General features: G+C 50.0%; 16 protein-coding genes. 6 read left to right on the plus strand and 10 right to left on the minus strand.

From position 1 onward, the window contains the following. Nucleotides 1-3: 3 nt before the first annotated feature. The gene (locus ACTJJS_RS02780; protein WP_440662311.1) at nucleotides 4-3,177 is read right to left on the minus strand and encodes a SusC/RagA family TonB-linked outer membrane protein; all 3,174 of its coding nucleotides are present in this window, start codon (nucleotides 3,175-3,177) and stop codon (nucleotides 4-6) included. 304 nt (nucleotides 3,178-3,481) lie between these two features. On the opposite strand from ACTJJS_RS02780, the gene ACTJJS_RS02785 reads away from it, so the two are divergent. Continuing rightward, nucleotides 3,482-4,231: a DeoR/GlpR family DNA-binding transcription regulator gene (locus ACTJJS_RS02785; RefSeq protein WP_168869388.1), complete on the plus strand. Its 750-nt coding sequence runs from the start codon at nucleotides 3,482-3,484 to the stop codon at nucleotides 4,229-4,231. On the opposite strand, the gene ACTJJS_RS02790 is transcribed toward ACTJJS_RS02785, so the two are convergent. The 4 genes from ACTJJS_RS02790 to ACTJJS_RS02805 form a co-directional block, all read right to left on the minus strand. Beyond that, entirely contained in the window at nucleotides 4,228-5,118 is an 891-nt protein-coding gene (locus ACTJJS_RS02790) for a DMT family transporter (RefSeq protein WP_440662312.1), read from the minus strand. The genes ACTJJS_RS02785 and ACTJJS_RS02790 overlap by 4 nt on opposite strands. A 115-nt stretch (nucleotides 5,119-5,233) precedes the next feature. Beyond that, on the minus strand, nucleotides 5,234-5,974 hold the full coding sequence (locus tag ACTJJS_RS02795; RefSeq protein WP_078672214.1) for a polyprenol monophosphomannose synthase: 741 nt from the start codon (nucleotides 5,972-5,974) through the stop codon (nucleotides 5,234-5,236). A 73-nt stretch (nucleotides 5,975-6,047) separates the two neighbouring features. Continuing rightward, nucleotides 6,048-6,821 carry a 3'-5' exonuclease gene (locus ACTJJS_RS02800; protein WP_078672215.1) on the minus strand — a complete coding sequence of 258 codons (774 nt, stop codon included), beginning with the start codon at nucleotides 6,819-6,821 and terminating at the stop codon, nucleotides 6,048-6,050. Between the two features lie 55 nt (nucleotides 6,822-6,876). Continuing rightward, nucleotides 6,877-8,232, minus strand: a complete 1,356-nt coding sequence (locus ACTJJS_RS02805) for a UDP-N-acetylmuramate--L-alanine ligase (RefSeq protein WP_168869386.1) — start codon at nucleotides 8,230-8,232, stop codon at nucleotides 6,877-6,879. Between the two features lie 385 nt (nucleotides 8,233-8,617). Here ACTJJS_RS02805 and ytxJ point away from each other — a divergent pair, with 385 nt between their 5' ends. The 3 genes from ytxJ to aroQ are packed head-to-tail and all read left to right on the plus strand — an operon-like array spanning nucleotide 8,618 to nucleotide 10,029. Next, entirely contained in the window at nucleotides 8,618-8,950 is a 333-nt protein-coding gene (gene ytxJ, locus ACTJJS_RS02810; RefSeq protein ID WP_168869385.1) for a bacillithiol system redox-active protein YtxJ, read from the plus strand. Between the two features lie 35 nt (nucleotides 8,951-8,985). Then, complete coding sequence (locus ACTJJS_RS02815; RefSeq protein WP_168869384.1) at nucleotides 8,986-9,555, plus strand: UbiX family flavin prenyltransferase; 570 nt, start codon at nucleotides 8,986-8,988, stop codon at nucleotides 9,553-9,555. A 51-nt stretch (nucleotides 9,556-9,606) separates the two neighbouring features. Beyond that, a complete protein-coding gene (aroQ, locus tag ACTJJS_RS02820; protein ID WP_440662313.1) occupies nucleotides 9,607-10,029 on the plus strand; it encodes a type II 3-dehydroquinate dehydratase in 423 nt (140 codons plus the stop codon). Between the two features lie 79 nt (nucleotides 10,030-10,108). Here aroQ and ACTJJS_RS02825 read toward each other — a convergent pair whose 3' ends face one another. Then, nucleotides 10,109-11,035 carry a terpene synthase family protein gene (locus tag ACTJJS_RS02825; protein WP_440662314.1) on the minus strand — a complete coding sequence of 309 codons (927 nt, stop codon included), beginning with the start codon at nucleotides 11,033-11,035 and terminating at the stop codon, nucleotides 10,109-10,111. Between the two features lie 184 nt (nucleotides 11,036-11,219). On the opposite strand from ACTJJS_RS02825, the gene ACTJJS_RS02830 reads away from it, so the two are divergent. After that, nucleotides 11,220-11,987, plus strand: a complete 768-nt coding sequence (locus ACTJJS_RS02830; RefSeq protein WP_440662315.1) for a hypothetical protein — start codon at nucleotides 11,220-11,222, stop codon at nucleotides 11,985-11,987. A 129-nt stretch (nucleotides 11,988-12,116) separates the two neighbouring features. On the opposite strand, the gene ACTJJS_RS02835 is transcribed toward ACTJJS_RS02830, so the two are convergent. From ACTJJS_RS02835 to ACTJJS_RS02850, 4 genes are all read right to left on the minus strand, one after another. Then, a complete protein-coding gene (locus tag ACTJJS_RS02835; RefSeq protein WP_168869380.1) occupies nucleotides 12,117-13,217 on the minus strand; it encodes a M42 family metallopeptidase in 1,101 nt (366 codons plus the stop codon). Between the two features lie 62 nt (nucleotides 13,218-13,279). Next, the gene (locus ACTJJS_RS02840) at nucleotides 13,280-14,128 is read right to left on the minus strand and encodes a UbiA family prenyltransferase (protein ID WP_440662316.1); all 849 of its coding nucleotides are present in this window, start codon (nucleotides 14,126-14,128) and stop codon (nucleotides 13,280-13,282) included. A 90-nt stretch (nucleotides 14,129-14,218) separates the two neighbouring features. Further along, the gene (locus ACTJJS_RS02845) at nucleotides 14,219-15,757 is read right to left on the minus strand and encodes an acyl-CoA carboxylase subunit beta (protein WP_168869378.1); all 1,539 of its coding nucleotides are present in this window, start codon (nucleotides 15,755-15,757) and stop codon (nucleotides 14,219-14,221) included. Nucleotides 15,758-15,847: 90 nt separating this feature from the next. Then, on the minus strand, nucleotides 15,848-16,297 hold the full coding sequence (locus ACTJJS_RS02850) for a hypothetical protein (RefSeq protein ID WP_440662318.1): 450 nt from the start codon (nucleotides 16,295-16,297) through the stop codon (nucleotides 15,848-15,850). Between the two features lie 147 nt (nucleotides 16,298-16,444). On the opposite strand from ACTJJS_RS02850, the gene ACTJJS_RS02855 reads away from it, so the two are divergent. Then, nucleotides 16,445-17,428, plus strand: coding sequence for a LuxE/PaaK family acyltransferase (locus tag ACTJJS_RS02855; RefSeq protein WP_440662319.1), 984 nt, complete (start codon nucleotides 16,445-16,447; stop codon nucleotides 17,426-17,428). Nucleotides 17,429-17,433: the final 5 nt, after the last annotated feature.

Raw genomic sequence — 17,433 nt, forward strand, 5'->3', positions numbered from 1 at the left:
GTTTTAGAAGTTTACCTGTAATCCGAAGGACCACGTTTTCTGGAACGGCCAGGTCCTGCCATAGATGTTGCCTTCGCCGGTAGTGATTTCCGGATCGATGGGAACGCCTACGTTGGAGATAGTGGCAATATTCTGGGCGCTGGCGTATACACGTACTTTCTGCAGGTGGGCACGTTTGATCAGTGCGTCCGGCAGGGTATATCCCAGCGTGATGTTTTTCAGGCGCAGATATGCCAGGTTAAGCAGGTATTTGGATTGTGGGTAGAAGTTGTTGCCACCGGCGGCAGCGGTCAGACCCTGAACTTTACCGTTGGCATTGTTGGGATATGGGTTCGGGTATTTGGCGTTTGGATTGCTTTCTGTCCAGAAGTCCAGCTGGTGATCGTACAGGATGTCGCCGGCGCGGTACAGCGGAATGGCGAGGTCACCGAGTCCCCAGTAGTTCTGTTTTCCTACACCCTGGAACAATACATCGAAATCGAACTGTTTGAAGGTAGTACCCAGTCTTACGCTGTATTGATAGCGGGGGAGGGCGTTACCGATACGTTTCAGGTCACCGTGGTCGTTCAGGGAGCCTTTGCCGCCGTCAATCACGCCGCTGCCGTCCAGGTCCTTGTATTTGATATCGCCGGGACCGAATTTAAAGGTACCGTCAGTCAGCTTGGACTGGTCGGGCAGTTTGGTCATATCGTCATCTTTGGTAAAGTAACGGTCTGTTTCAAAGCCCCAGATTTCGCCCAGTTGTTTGCCGACATAGTTTTGGGTCAGCAGCATGGACGGGTTGTCCCACTGTGTAACAAATGTTTTGCTGTCCCAGAAGCTCAATGTACCATATATGGTCCAGTCTTTTTTCAGCGGATAGTTCGCGTCAATGGAAATTTCGTAACCGCGGGTACGCAGTGCGCCATTGTTTACCATTGGGGCGGCAGCACCGAAAGCGGAAGGAACGGCCTTGCTGGTAAGCATATCAGAGGTATTACGTTCGTACCAGTCAAAGGTCACATTGATGTTATTGTTGAACAGGCTGATGTCTGTACCAAAGTCCAGTGTACGCACGGTTTCCCAGGTGAGGGATTTGGTTACTGCGGTAGGTGCGGCAACGCCTGGTGCATTGTTATTGCCTACCACCCAGTTTACAGTGCTGGTTGGCATGAACGGAATATAGTATACGCCGCCCAGGTCCTGGTTGCCCAGGGTACCATAAGAGGCACGGATCTTCATGTCAGACAGGATATTGCGGACCGGCTGGAAGAAAGATTCCTGGCTGATGCGGTAACCTGCGGACGCAGATGGAAAAAATGCCCAGCGGTCAGCAGGAGGGAAGGAAGAAGCGCCGTCATAACGACCGTTCAGCTCCAGTAACCATTTGTCTTTGTAGTTATAGTTCACCCTGCCGAAGAAACCTGCATAGGCGCGCGCAAGATGGAAACCGCTGGTGGACATGTCACCTACAGCCAGGTTGAATTCCGGTTTGGACTGGTCCAGTGGCGTCAGGCGGGATGCATTTACACCAACGGTGTCAGCATCTTCCGCATTGGCGCCCACCATTACTTTGATGGCGTGGTCTTTACTCAGCTTCTTATCGTAGGTGGCGTAGATGTTGAAAGTATTTACTTTATAACGGTTGGCGCGGTAGCCCATCTTGTTGTCGCTGGTACCAGCGGCCAGGTCTTTCAGTGGCATAGTAGATTGCCAGAAGTCCCACAGCATTACCTTTCCGCCTACTTCATGACGCATGATGTTGTCGCGGCCAATAGTATAATCAGCACGTACGTTCAGGTCTTTGGTGAGTTTCAGGGTAGCGCCCAGGTTTACACGAGTGTAGTTGTCCACAACATCGTTGGTCGGAGCGTTGGCTAAATAGCCGGGAGTATGGCGGAAGTAGTTGCCCTGGTAGGTGCCATACGGGAAGTACGCGCCCCAGCGCCACATGTATTGAAAATAGTTCTGGTATTGGTAAGGGTAGTCGTACTCAAAGTTACGGTACATCATTTTGAGGTCCAGGTCCAGCCAGTTGGTCACAGAGGCATTTACGGCGCCGGTGATGTTGTATTTCTTCACCTGGTCCGGATTGAGCTTCATCACACCGCCGGTGTTGTTGTAGCCGGCAGACAGGAAGTAGGATACTTTTTCGCTGCCGCCCTGTACGCTCAGGTTGTGTACCTGTTGCGGGGACCATTTTCTGAGCATGATATCTTTAACGTCCCATACGCGGTAGAAATAAGCCGGGCTGCTGCCGGTAGGCAGGTCAAAATCTTCGCCGGGCACCATTTCGTTGCTTTTGCGGTTGTTGGCATATTTGTCCTGCCAGTTTTTGATGCCGTCGCGCAGTTTGATCAGTTGCATACCAAACAGTTCAGGAGAAGAGGCGCCGGTACGTTTGGCGGCATTGATCAGCCCTGTCAGTTCCTGTACCGGATCAGCGAAATCAGGCAGACTGGTGGGGGAGTTCCAGCCAAAGTTGTTGGAGTAGGTAACTCTTGTCGGCATGTTACGAACACCTGATTTTGTTTTGATGAGCACCACGCCAAAAGCGGCGCGGGCGCCATAAATGGAGGTGGAAGCCGCATCTTTCAACACGGAAACGCTTTCGATGTCTTCCGGATTGATCATGGTGAGGTCCGGTGTTTCCACATTGTCTACCAGGATCAGCGGGCGGTTGCTGCCGTTAACGGAGCCCATGCCGCGGATGTTGATAGAAGGGCCGGCTGTTAAGCCGCCGTTGGAATACTGGATGTTGAGGCCCGGAGAGATACCCTGCAATGCTTTGGACGGGTCCGTGATAGGGCGTCCCTGCATGGTTTTGCTGATATCTACGGTGTTAACGGCACCGGTGAGGTTGGCTTTTTTCTGGGTGCCATAACCTACCACGACTACCTGTTCCAGGGAACGTTCATCTGGCGACAGAAGGATGCGCAGCGCATTTTTGCCTACCGGTACGTCCTGCGGCTGATAGCCGATGAAGGTAACATGTACTACCACCGTGCCGGCAGGTGCGTCCAGTCTGAACTTCCCGTCCGGATCGGTCACGGTACCTTTTTTACCGGCGGTTATCGTAGCCCCGATAATGGGTTGCTGGCTGCTCTTATCCAGTACAGTGCCCGTAATGATATTTTGGGCCCATGAACTCGCATAAACCAGCAAAAAAATGAAAGTGAAAAGTAGCCTTTTCTTCATGTTTTTTAGATTTAGATGTTGGCTGTTTTAAAAGTTTTAAGTTCTAACGTGTTGGAATACAGATAATTAAACTATTTTCTACAATCGGTTACTGTTTACAGGAAGAACGCAGTTTCTCACTCAGGTACACGGGAATCTTGCATTTATTTGCGTTTTAGTGCATGAAAGTAGCATAAAATTTCTTGAAAAAAAGGCAAATTACAGGAAAATGCGTTTATTTAATGTGAAATATTGCTAAAACACGCATAATCAATTTGGATTAGATTTTTCTACATTTGTGAACAAGCAAAAAATTCCCCACAGCATGTTGAAAGAAGAGCGCCAGGCGTTTATTATGAAGCAGATCAACCTGCACAACAAAGTTCTTTCCACCGATATCAGCGCCATGCTCAGTATTTCTGAAGATACCGTCCGAAGAGACCTGAAAGAGATGGCGGAAGAAGGCAAAGTATTGAAAGTGCACGGCGGCGCCATCGGCCGTTCTTTCCACTATCCGTTCGATGAAGGAAACTCGGTTTATGCACAGGCCGCAAAAAAGCAAATAGCGGAAAAGACACTGAAACTGCTGAAAAACGATATGGTCATCCTCACCGGCGGAGGCACCACGATGATAGAACTGGCGAAAGCGATACCGGTCAACCTGCGGGCCACGTTTTTTACCATCAGCCCCCTCGTGGCGCTGCAACTGGTGGAACATCCCAATCTGACCGTTATCACCATCGGCGGCCAGTTGTCCCGCAGTTCACATATTCATATAGGCGCCAGCGTTATCAACCAGCTGGCAGAGATAAAAGTGGACCTGTGCCTGCTGGGCGCCAACGGCTTCTCCATACAGGACGGCATGACGGAATCAGACTGGGAAGTAGTACAGGTGAAAAGGGCCATGTTAAGGGCTTCCAAGAAAATGGCCATCCTGAGCATCGCGGAAAAACTGAACTCTTCCCAACGCATGAAAGTGTGTGATCTCAACCAGATCAACTACCTCATCACAGAACTGGAGCCAGACAATCATTTTCTGGACGCCTATCAGCACCTGGACCTGGAATTGTTTTAACCTGCCACCACCCTGCCGGTCTTATGCTGCCAGGTAACCCGCGCCATTTGCAGGGCTACAGACAACACAATACAGGCCAGGCCTGCGTAGAAAGCGTTGTTGAGGTGCTTGTTCTCGTGAAAAAGGATAAAAGCCAGCACAATACTGTACACCGGTTCCAGGTTAAAGCAGAGATTAACGGTGAAGGGTGAGATCTTTTTCAGCGCGTTCATGCTCAGTGTATACATACAAATGGTGCATAACCAGGCCAGCACCAACAGGTACATCAGGTCGGAAAAGCCCGGTATCACAGAGCTGACAGGGAAAAAATGCAGGTAAAAAGGCAGTGCCAGGGAGAGTACCACAAGGCCGGTGGATAATTCGTAAAAGGTAATGGTATTGGTATCAAAACGTTTGACCAGGCGTTTGTTGTACACGGTAAACAGCGCGGCAAACATCGCGGAAATAATGCCCAGCACAATACCGGTGCGGTATTGGGTGTCAAAATGAAAAATCAGCAAAATGCCGAAAAGCGTCAGCATAGAGAGCAACATCTCCGCCACGTCAAAACGGCGCCGGTTGATCAGCGGATCAAAAACAGCGGTAAAGAGGCTGGTGAGCGAGAAACAAATCACCCCGATAGATACATTGGAATATTTAATACTGCCGTAAAAGAAAAGCCAGTGGAGGGCTACCACCACACCGGTAGCGCCTATCGGCACAATATCTTTCCATGGAAGTTTGCGGAAGGTGCCCTGTAAACGGAACAGGACATACATGGTAACAGCAGTGATGAGCAACCGGTACCATACCAGTAATCCTTCATTAAGGGATATCAGCTTGCCTAAAATGCCCGTGAATCCTGCAAGAAATACAGAAAGGTGCAGCTGTAAAAACGCTTTTTTCATACACACTCAGTTCGGACCCGAAAAATCGTGGCCCGCTATTCAAAATTCAGATATTTGGGTATCGCGGTGCGAAGGTAAATACCCAAATATCCAAATACACCAACTATCAGATTAATTAATTGGTAACTCTTTTTTTATAGTTACGGAAAAGGCTCTGCCATTGAATTTTTAATACGCCCAGCACACCTTCCTTCACAATGCCTTTACTCATTTTGGAATACCCTTCTCGACGGTCTTTGAACGTGATGGGGACCTCGGCGATGGTAAAGCCCAGTTTCCAGGCGGTAAATTTCATTTCTATCTGGAAGGCATACCCTACAAACTGGATCTGGTCGAGATTGATGGCTTCCAGTACGGTATTGCGGTAACATACAAAACCGGCAGTGGGATCTTTCACCGGCATCCAGGTGATCATGCCTACATAGATGGAAGCGCCGTAAGAGAGTACTGCCCTGTCCCATGGCCAGTTTTCGGTTTTCCCGCCTTTTACGTAGCGGGAGCCTACTGCCACGTCTGCACCCCCTTTGGCGCAGGCATCGTACAGGCGTACCAGGTCTTTGGGGTTATGGGAGAAATCGGCATCCATTTCAAAGATATACTGGTAGTTTCTGGCCAGTGCCCATTTGAAACCGTGGATGTAGGCGGTGCCCAGCCCCTGTTTACCGGAACGCTCTTCCAGGAACAGTTGTCCGGGATGTTCGTTTTGCAGTGATTTTACAATATTGCCTGTACCGTCAGGAGAACCATCGTCCACAATCAGGATATGGAAATTCTGCTGTAAGGAAAATACAGCGTCAATGATGTTACGGATATTGTCCTTCTCATTGTACGTAGGAATAATGACAAGCTTTTCCAATTCAGCCGATGAAGTTTTGTGTACTGCGAAAATAATTCAATTACGACGCAAGATACCTTGTTCCTGAAAAATATTACAGTTTTTTTAACATCATATTGTGATAGATTTCTGACAGTTTCTGCTTGGTATTGAGCGGAAAATCAGCTTTCATCATCCAGTCATAGTATTGAGGCTCAGCCTTCAGCACCTCTTTTACAGGGCGTCCTTTGTATTTGCCGAAGTTGAATACTTCCTGTCCTCCCTGCATCACAATACGGCGGGCGAAGTCGATATATTCTTCCTCTTTGGTGAAGTCTGCCAGTCCGTCGATGTCCTGTTGCAGGTTTTCGTAACGGCCGAGCTGGGCTTCCAGTATCTCGTAAGTGGCCAGCGCGTCTGCTTCGGCGCTGTGTGCATTCTCCAGCTGTTTGTCACAGTAGAATTTATAGGCGGCGGCCAGCGTTCTTTTTTCCATGAGGTGGAAAATACGCTGTACGTCCACAAAGCGGCGTTTAGACACGTCAAACTCCATACCGGTGCGGAGGAATTCTTCCACCAGCAGGGGAATATCGAAGCGGTTGCTGTTATAGCCTGCCAGGTCACAGTTTTCGAGGAACATCTTCAGTTCGTTGGCCGCCTGTTTGAAGGTAGGGGCGTCTTTCACGTCTTCGTCCTTAATACCATGGATGGCGGTAGATCCGGCCGGGATAGGCATTCCTGGGTTGATGCGTTTTACTTTTGACTGGGTGGTTTTATCAGGAAATACTTTGATAATAGCGATTTCAATGATACGGTCTGTGGCCACGTTCGTACCCGTCGTTTCCAGATCAATTACGGCCAATGGCCTTTTGAGGAGCAAAGAAGGCATTATATTTTGAAATTTAGATATTTAGAGATTTTTTGATTTGCGCAAAGGTAGCGTATTATTTGTGTAGCAGCTGCTTTAATGACGGGAAATCCAGACCGTCGTAGGTGCCGGAGCTCATCAACAGGAGATTGGCCTGGTGATAGTCCTGTGCCTGGAGGAAGGCTTCCAGCTGTGCGCGGTCGCTGAACACATGGAGGTCGCTGCGTCCGAACTTTTCCCGGACCAGCGCGGGTTCCAGGTCAGGCATGCGTTTGATTTCCAGCGCATGTTTGCTGTAGTATACGGCAGCCACATCAGCAGGGTCCATGGCGCCTTCGTATTGAGACAGGAAGCTGGCATTCAGGCTGCTATAGGTATGCAACTCCAGCACGGCGATAAGCCGGCGGTTGGGAAACTGTTGCCGGGTGGCTTCCATGGTGGCTTTCACTTTGGAAGGGGCATGGGCAAAGTCGCGGTAGATAACACTGTCCTCACTTTTGGCCACCAGCTCCAGCCTTTTGGCAGCGCCTTTGAAAGAGGCGATGGCGGCCAGGAATTCCTCATCAGAAAGCCCCAGCTCGTTGCACACCAGTTTGGCGGCGTGCATGTTAAGCAGGTTGTGTTCCCCGAATACCGCGAGGTCGGCAAACCCTTCGTCAAAGAACACGCGGGTAACGCCGTCCCGGATCATATGGATAGGGGTGGTGTAGGGCACCAGTTTCAGGTGACGGCCCTCGGCGGCCACCAGGCTGTTGAGCTCCGTATCTGAACTGTTGTAGATCAGTGCGCTGCCGGGTTCCATCTGCCGGATAAAAAGGGCAAACTGTTCTTTATAAATATCGTAAGTGGGAAATACGTTGATATGGTCCCACGCAATGCCGGTCAATACAGCGATCTGCGGGTGGAGGAAAAGGAACTTGGGCCTTTTCTCGATCACGGAAGCCGGGTATTCATCGGCTTCGCAGACGATGAGCGGCGCGTCAGTCACGTTCACGGACTGGTTAAAACCTTCCAGTTTGGCGCCTACGAGGTAATCAAACCGGCGTTGGTTGTATTGCAATACATGCATGATCATGGCCGTGGTGGTGGTTTTACCATGACTACCGCCAACGGCTACCCGTGTTTTATTTTTACTTTCCTGGTAGATATATTCCGGGAAGGAGTAGATGTTGAGTTTCAGTTCGCGGGCCCGGACCAGTTCGGGATTGTCTTCCCGGGCATGCATGCCGAGGATGACCGCATCGATACCAGGCGTGACGCGGGCGGGGTCCCAGCCGATGCTGTCCGGTAAAATACCTGCCTGGCGCAGGTTAGACAGTGCCGGTTCAAATATTTCGTCATCACTGCCGGTTACTTCATAACCTTTTTGTTTGAGTGCAATGGCCAGCTGGTGCATCACACTTCCACCTATTGCGATAAAATGTACCTTCATACCTATTGGGTTATTTGGATATTTGGCTATTTTGTTATTGGTTTTGGGCGCAAAGTCCGCAAATCCAATAACAAAATTTTAAAATTTTCAAATATCCAAATTTAATATGTATCGTTGTTTTTTTTAATGCATTAATTATATTTGCAAAATAACGTTACAAAAGACGATTAAAAAAGTTGTCGTTATCATAAATCCCTATGAAATTTCGTTTACCAATTAAATTTTCTCCCATGAAATCGTATGTAAGAATTTTGGGCTGCGCCGGTATGATTTGTATCTTTGCAGCTTTCTTAACGTCCTGCGCAAGCCGCCAGAAACTGGGATGTCCGATGAGAGGAATGGCTAAGGCCCCTGCAGCGACGCATAATAAAATGAGCTAATAACAATGAATTGGAAAACGTTAACCAGTGAGGAACAGCTGCTGGAGATCAACGAGGCGTCAGCACAGCAGCCGGTAGTTATTTTTAAGCACAGCACGCGGTGTTCTATCAGCGCCATGGCCAAGTCCCGGTTGGAACGTGCGGCAGCTCCGGAAGGGTTAACGTTTTATTACCTGGACCTTCTGGCCCACCGTGACCTGTCCGGTAGCATAGCGCATCAGTACAAGGTCCCCCATGAATCTCCCCAGGTCCTGCTCATCCGTAACGGCGCCTGTATCTATGATGAAAGCCACAACGGCATCAGCATGGACGAGATTGCCGACCACCTGAACGGATAATAAACTAGCTTTGTGCTATATCAGAGTATAGCACCATGAAACATCGTATAGTAGTAGCAGTTACCGGCGCCAGCGGGTCTATCTACGCCAGGCAGTTGCTGAACAAGCTGCATGCCGCGGCCGACCAGCTCGATGAGGTAGCCGTTGTCATGACCGAGAATGCCAAAACCGTTTGGCAGACAGAACTGAAGAATGAAGATTACCGCGAGCTGCCCTTCCGTTTTTATTCACAGCAGGACTTCCACGCACCTTTTGCTTCCGGCTCCGGAAGATTTAATACCATGATCATCTGCCCCTGTTCCATGGGCACACTGGGACGTATCGCCACCGGCATCTCCAACGACCTGATCACCCGCGCGGCCGATGTGGTCCTGAAAGAAAGACGTAAACTGATCTGCGTGGTCAGGGAAACGCCCTATAATCTCATGCATATCCGTAACATGGAGACGGTTGTTCTGGCCGGCGGCATCATCTGCCCCGCCACACCATCGTATTACAGCCTGCCTGCCACCATCGAAGATGTGGCCGCTACGGTGGTAGACCGTATCATTGACCTGGCCGGCGTGGAACAGCAAACTTTCCGCTGGGGCAGTGACAATAAATAATACATCGGATTAATTATCTTCGTCGTTCATCAATTTACTTTCATCAACATCATGAAGATAGCCATCATCAACGGGCCTAATCTCAACCTGCTGGGCAAGCGGGAACCAGGCATCTACGGCAACGAGTCTTTCGAGGATTATTTCCAGCAGCTGCAAAAAGCCTTTCCGGCAGTGGAACTCAGCTATTTCCAGCACAATGTGGAAGGGGAGATCATCAACTATCTTCACCAGACCGGCTTTTCCCATGATGGCATCCTGCTTAACGCCGGTGGCTATACGCATACTTCGGTAGCCATCCGTGATGCTATCGCGGCCATTAAAACACCGGTGATCGAGATTCATATCAGCAATGTGTACGCCCGGGAAGAATTCCGGCATACCTCCCTCATCGCACCTAAATGTGTGGGCTCCATCTGCGGCCTCGGCATGAAGGGATACCGCCTGGGAGTGGAATATTTTGTTTCCCAGGGCTAAAGCCCCGGGCTTCTTAAAACGATCTTTTTATTATGGAGACTGACAATGGCCTGGGATCTCTTCCCGGGCCATTGTGTTTTTAGCAATACCTTGGGTTATCCCTGTACCATTCCAAATGGCCGCTGATAAGCCAGTCCAGCCGGAGGGCATAGTCTGCCACAGCTTCCCGGTGTTCTCCGAAATCCGGCCAGTTGTTGCACAACTGCCGGTACGCTGCCACTTGCTCTGCCCGCATATGTATCGCTATGCGGTAGGCCTCTTCCAGTGGGCAACCATGCTCGTGTTGTATAACAGCTACCAGGTTCATGGCTTCCTGGCTGCGTTTTTCCTTGTCAAACGACAGCAGGTCGTTATCCCATGTAGTAAGTCGGCTGACAAAAAATCTACGCTGCTGAATAGCCGGATGGCTGAACACTTCGGAAGGAAGCATAAAGCCGGAGATGACCTCTGCCAGGTCAAGGAAAGGATAGGCGGCGCCTAACTTCTCCCGCAGGTCCAGGTATTCCGCCAGGGAAGGATAGGTAAGATCATGTTTGTAGCTGTATTGCTTTTCAAGCAGCTGCCCTTCAAAAAAGTAATGCCAGCTTGCCATGTAGCGTGTCATCCATGCCTGGGGCAAGGTGTGGCAGGCCAGTTCCTCATATACAATGGCAAACTGTTGAAACATGGCGTCTTCCTCCGGATAGGAAGGACTGCCGCGCAATATGGCTGTCAGCCGGTCGTGCGCGCCCTTTAGCTGAGGCAGAGGCCAGCGGGCGCAAACATCATCAAAAATAAATATCCACGTGAGCAGGCGTGCCAGTGGAATCAGCTGCGGAAACGGACTGTCAGGGTACCAGAGCGCGGTCAACCGGCCAAAACCGGCTGCTTTGAATTGTTTGCGCGCATCCGTTGAAAGTGAAGTGTAGGAATCTATGAACGCGTGTACCGCTTTTTCAATCAGGGCATGGTCAGGATGGGTCCTTGAGGGAAAAGGATACTGCAGTTCAGCTAATAATGACTGCATAGTTAAAAGGTTTTCATAAAGACTAAATATAGTGGTTACTGCTGCAAAAAGAAAGTGGCCTGGCGTAAAAAAGTTGCATATGTCTCTGAAAATTAGTTTCTTGCGGGCACTCTAAAAAAAATAACCAAATCACCGATAATTCAATAACCAGATATCTATTAACCTCTATCACAAAACCATTACTATGAAAAACACCTTGTTGAGCGGCAAACTGCTCGTTTGTCTGTGTTGCGCCGCCCTTTTCTTTTCGGCCTGTAGCAAGAAGGACGACCCCGCGCCTCCGGTCCCGGTGTACAACATGGACACCCTGTACGCACGTGCCGTAGCTGATGCCACGGTGGCCGACAGCAGCGAAATTTCCAACGCTTTGTGGCCTATCACGGCAGACAACACCAACCTGCAATGGAAAACTGTCAATGGCCAAAACTATGTGCTGATGGCCACTTTCATGCGTTTCCCCTCCAGCTATCCGGAAGGTGATTCCATCACCAACACCTGGGGCGAAGCCTGGCTGTTTATCCCCAAACAGATGAAAACCCGCATCGGGCAGGACTTTAAACCAGGATCGGACACGGTGCAGCGGGTATGTCAACTGTTAGGCCTGCCACCGGTGAATGCCAAAAGCAACACCCACATTGCCGAGGTATGGGTGAAAGCAGAGCGGCTGTACCGTCCCGCGGGCAATCCGGCCATCAATACTACCACTACCGGCTATACGCTGGTCAACGGCGTATCTGCCGATTATACCACCTGGTTTAACAACTACATCATTTTTGCCTATTACCGTCCGCTGATCGCTGCTACGGATTATCATTATCCGTGGACGCGTATGGGTTATACCTATGATTGGGCGCCGGGAGCCAGCAAAGTAGGATTGAGCGAGTACGTGGAATTGCCTTCTTCGGGCATGTGGGTGGAAAAAGTACGCCGGGTGGCGGATTATTTCCGTTAATCAATTATGAATTACAAATTACGAATTACGAATTACGAATTGAGGGCTTTCCTATAGAGCGGCCATTAAATGACCTTTCCATAAAAGAGCCCTCAATTCGTAATTCGTAATTTGTAATTCGTAATTAAATTACAGGTATTTAAAGTTCGTTTTCGGCGTGATCTGCAGTAATGTCTGGTAGATCAGCTGAATGGTATTTTCGATGTCATCGCGTTTTACCATTTCCACGGTAGTATGCATATAGCGCAGCGGTAAGCTGATAAGCGCTGATGGCGTACCGTCATTGGAATAGGCAAAAGCGTCGGTATCTGTACCGGTGGCACGGCTTACGGCGTGCAGCTGGTAAGGGATATCGTTCTTTTTAGCGGTCTTGATGATCAGATCGCGCAGGATGTTGTGCACCGCAGGACCGTAGGTGATGCTGGGGCCGCCGCCACACTTGATTTCCCCTTCTATGTTTTTATTGATCATCGGGGTGGTGGTGTCGTGGGTAACGTCGGTAATGATGGCCACGTCCGGTTTAATACGTTTGGCGATCATTTCAGCGCCGCGCAGGCCTACTTCTTCCTGTACCGCGTTCACGATATAGAGGCCGAAAGGCAGTTCCTGTTTTTTCTCTTTCAGCAGGCGGGCCACTTCCGCGATCATGAAACCGCCGATACGGTTGTCGATAGCGCGGCAGATGAAGTAGTCGTAGTTCAGTTCATCAAAACCATCGTTAAAGGTGCAAACGCAGCCTACATGGATGCCCAGGTCTTCCACTTCCTTGCGGGAACGTGCGCCGCAATCCAGGAAGATGTTCTCCACTTTGGGCTGTGGCTCTTTGCCATCGCCGCTGCGCAGGCGGGTGTGAATGGCTGGCCAGCCGAATACGGCTTTTACAATGCCTTTTTCTGTATGGATGTTCACGCGCATAGACGGTGCAATCTGCTGATCGGAGCCGCCATTGCGGATCACATAGATCAACCCTTCCGGAGAGATATAGTTGACAAACCAGGAAATTTCATCTGCATGGGCTTCAATCACCACCTTAAAAGGGGCTTTGGGATTGATGATGCCTACTACAGAGCCATAGGCGTCTACCTGGTGTTCGTCAATATATGGTGTCAGATATTTAAGCCACAGCTTTTGTCCTTCTTTCTCAAAACCGGTGGGAGAGGGATTATTCAGGTAGTCTTTAAGGAATGCCAGTGATTCCTTCGTGAGTATGGATTTCTGTTTTTTGGACATAATAGTATAGCTTTTTGAGACCGGACAAATGTAGCAAATTACCCATTATGACAAATGCTTCTTTAGGGGAACAGGCTGACCAGTATCAGATGGAGGAGTGCCGACAGTGCCATGAGGCCGTCCAGTCCGAAGTAGAACAGGTAGTCGGACGGATCATGATGCGCTTTCTTTGTCAGCAGGCCGGTAACGGCCACAGGTGCCAGCAGCGTGCATATCACCGGAATGGTGGTATGGTGGCCCAGCATGACGGCGCTCAGGGCAGACAACAGCAGGGTGATATAATACAGCCGGTTGAGGCTTTTGTAATCCAGGTAAGTGATCAGGCTGCGGATACCTTCTTTTTTGTCTGACTCCACATCACGGAAGTCGAACAGGATGCAGATAGCATATATCAGCAGGAAGCGGTGCAGCGTAAACAGTATCAGCGGCCAGGACAGGCCCTGGTTGGCCACAAAGGCCGGCAGCAGGGTGGTAACGTAGGTCCAAACCGCGGTAAGAAACAGTGTTTTGCCGATGGCTATCCGGCGCAGCCAGGTGAAGGGCTTATAAGGCACTTTAGGAGCGGAGTAGAGAAAGGTAAGGACAGCGGCGCCGCTAAGTACCAGCCAGTGGTTGCGCAACGGCCAGAAGTAGAATAGTGCGCCGGCCAGGCCAACGCCGCAGAGCATGAGCATGAGGTCCCGGTAACGGTCCACCCATTGCAGCCTTTCTGAAGAAGAATAGGAGCCGGGGGTCAGGTACCAGTGAAAGTTATAGCTGCAGATAGTGGAGAAGAAGACGAACAGGTAAAAGGTCAGTTGCGGGTATTGAAGCCCCAGCAGCTGATTGGTCTGCCATATCATCAGCAGGGCGCACAAGGCAATGAAGACCGATGTAAAGAGGATGAAATTAAAAATGGACCTTAACACCATTAATTACGAATTACAAATTACGAATTACGAATTAAGGGGGACTACTATTACGCTCCAATTCGTAATTCGTAATTTGTAATTCGTAATTGACTACAAAGGTATGTTACCGTGTTTTTTTCTCGGCATGTTGACCACTTTATTTTCGAGCATTTTGAAACCCTTGATGAGTTTGGCGCGGGCCTGTTCCGGCATGATGACTTCGTCGATATATCCTTTTTCAGCTGCCAGGTAAGGGTTGGCAAATCTTTCGGTATAATCGGCCACCAGCTCGTTGGTACGTACTTCAGGGTCCGGAGCGGTATCTATTTCTTTTTTGTAGATGATTTCCACTGCGCCTTTAGCGCCCATCACGGCTATTTCCGCCTGCGGGAAAGCGTAGTTGAGGTCGGCGCCGATATGTTTGGAGTTCATCACGCAATAGGCGCCGCCGTAGGCTTTGCGGGTGGTGACGGTGATCTTGGGCACGGTGGCTTCGCAGAGCGCGTACAGCAGTTTTGCGCCGTTGGTGATGATACCGTTCCATTCCTGGTCGGTGCCGGGCAGGAAGCCGGGCACATCTACCAGTACCAGCAGCGGCACATTGAAGGCGTCGCAGAAGCGGGTAAAGCGGGCGCCTTTTACGGAAGCGTGGATATCGAGCACGCCGGCCAGTACGGCAGGCTGATTGGCCACAATACCGATGCTTCTGCCGCCGATGCGGGCGAAACCGACGATGATATTGTCTGCAAAGTCCTTGTGTACTTCAAAGAAGCTGTCGGCATCAGTCAGATGGGCGATCACTTCTTTCATATCATAAGGCTGGTTGGGGCTGGCGGGGATCAGCGTGTTGAGGGCTTCCCGCAGCTCGTTGCCCGGTTCATACGGATATACCGGTGCTGTTTCTTCGCAGTTTTGCGGGATATAGCTCAGCAGTGTTTTGATGTTTTGGATGCATTCCACCTCATTGGCGCAGGCAAAGTGGGTAACACCGCTTTTGGTGGCATGCGTTTGTGCGCCGCCCAGTTCTTCGGAGGTCACTTCTTCATGGGTCACCGTTTTCACCACGTTAGGACCGGTCACGAACATGTAGGACGTGTTTTCCACCATCATAATAAAATCGGTGATAGCGGGGGAATATACGGCGCCACCTGCACAGGGGCCCATGATGGCGGATATCTGGGGAATAACGCCGGAAGCGCGGGTGTTGCGGTAAAAGATATCGGCATAACCGCCGAGGCTTACCACTCCTTCCTGGATACGGGCGCCGCCACTGTCGTTCAGGCCCACTACCGGGGCGCCGTTCTGCATGGCGAGGTCCATGATCTTGCATATTTTGCGGGCATGTGGTTCAGAGAGACTGCCGCCATATACCGTGAAATCCTGTGAAAAGACATAAGTAAGCCTGCCGTTGATGGTACCATAGCCGGTCACAACGCCGTCGCCGGGAAACTGCTCCTGGTCGGTGGTGATGCCACGGTTACGGTTATGTACCAACATGTCCAGTTCTTCAAAAGAGCCTTCATCCATCAGCAGCTGAAGCCTTTCACGGGCGGTCAGCTTACCTTTTTTATGCTGGGAAGCGATCCTTACTTCTCCACCACCTAACATGGCCTCTTTAATCTTCGACTGTAATTCCTCTATCTTGTTCATATGCGGAAAATGAGTGATAAATCTGTTGCAAAAAATAAAGGATTCCTTTTAAGGAATCCCTGTGGTTGTAAATGTAATGTTTTTGAAAGATTATCTGTTCCGGCGGAACGGAAATTTTGGTGTGGCGACGGTGTCGCTGATATTACCGGAATTGTCCCGCAGAAAAACGACATAGTGTGCGCTGTCACCGGGAGCGGGGTTGTAGGCAGCTGCAAAATCAATCTCCCCGAAAGGCATAATGACATCCGCTTTTACGCTGTTGCCCCTGTTTTGCCCGATTTTAGGCATTTTAAAGAATGTCCAGATGGTATCTTTGGTGATGGCTTGTTCGCTGTCTTTGAGCATGCCTACGGCAATGCTGTCTTCAATATCTCCGTCCCCGTCCTCTACCCGCATGGTGAGAATGAACTGTTTGGTGTCCGGGGTGATGCTGTCTGGTTGATAGCTTTTAAAGGATAGCAATGGTTTGGAGCCGATCTTATCTTTTTTACAAGCATAGAGCAAACCCGCGGCCAGGAGCAAATAGAGAAATTTCTTCATAAAACAAACCTACATTAATTTAGGAAATATACAAATATTCGGCTATCTCTGTCTCTCCAACGAAAAACGTTTTTTTCCCAACATTTGTTACTTGCTGGCTAAATTTATTCTTCTCCCTACCTTTGTGGTCTTTAAAGACCGATATACATGCGCGTAGTTTCGCCCGATTATATATTTTCCCTGAAGCCAGATGAACTGGAAACCGCTGCCCTGGAGCTGTTTAACTATCAGTACCAGGAGAATGCCCTTTACAGGGCTTATACCGATGCCCTGCGGATACAGCCCCGCCAGGTAGACAGTATCCTGAAGATACCTTATCTGCCCATTCAGTTTTTTAAGTCGCACCAGGTGGTGTGCGGACAGTTTGAGCCGCAGCTGGTATTTGAAAGCAGCGGTACTACCCAGACGGTCAACAGCCGGCATCTGGTGAAAGATGCTGCAGTATATACCCGCAGCTTTATGACGGCTTTTGAACAGTTCTATGGCCCGGTGACCGACTACGTGGTGGTGGGACTGCTGCCTTCCTACCTGGAACGGCAACACTCTTCGTTGGTATGTATGGTACAGGAGATGATCGTCCGCAGCGGCCATGAAGAAAGCGGCTTTTACCTGTATGAACATGATAAGCTGCATCAGCAGCTACAGTGGCTGGAAGCGCGGCAACAGAAAGTGCTGTTGATCGGCGTTACTTTCGGCCTGCTCGATTTTGCCGAGAAATACACCCTGCAGCTGCAGCATACCATCGTTATGGAAACAGGCGGCATGAAAGGCCGCCGGGAAGAGTGGACCCGCGATGAAGTACATGCTTTCCTGAAAGAAAGGTTAGGCGTGACCGTAGTACATGCGGAATACGGCATGACTGAGCTGCTGTCGCAGGCATATTCCCGCGGCCAGGGTTACTTTGAAACCCCTGCCTGGATGAAAGTACTGCTGCGCGATGAGAACGACCCGTTTCAGCTTTCCGCCGGCAAAGGCTCCGGCGTTATGAACGTCATTGACCTGGCCAATATCTATTCCTGCGCGTTCATTGCCACCGAAGATATCGGGAAAATACACGCCGATGGCCGTTTTGAGGTACTGGGACGCCTCGATAATTCAGCCCTGCGCGGTTGCAGCCTGATGGTCAGCTAGGGAAA

This window comes from Chitinophaga sp. 22308 (assembly GCF_052045305.1).
In the GTDB taxonomy this organism is placed as follows: domain Bacteria; phylum Bacteroidota; class Bacteroidia; order Chitinophagales; family Chitinophagaceae; genus Chitinophaga; species Chitinophaga varians_A.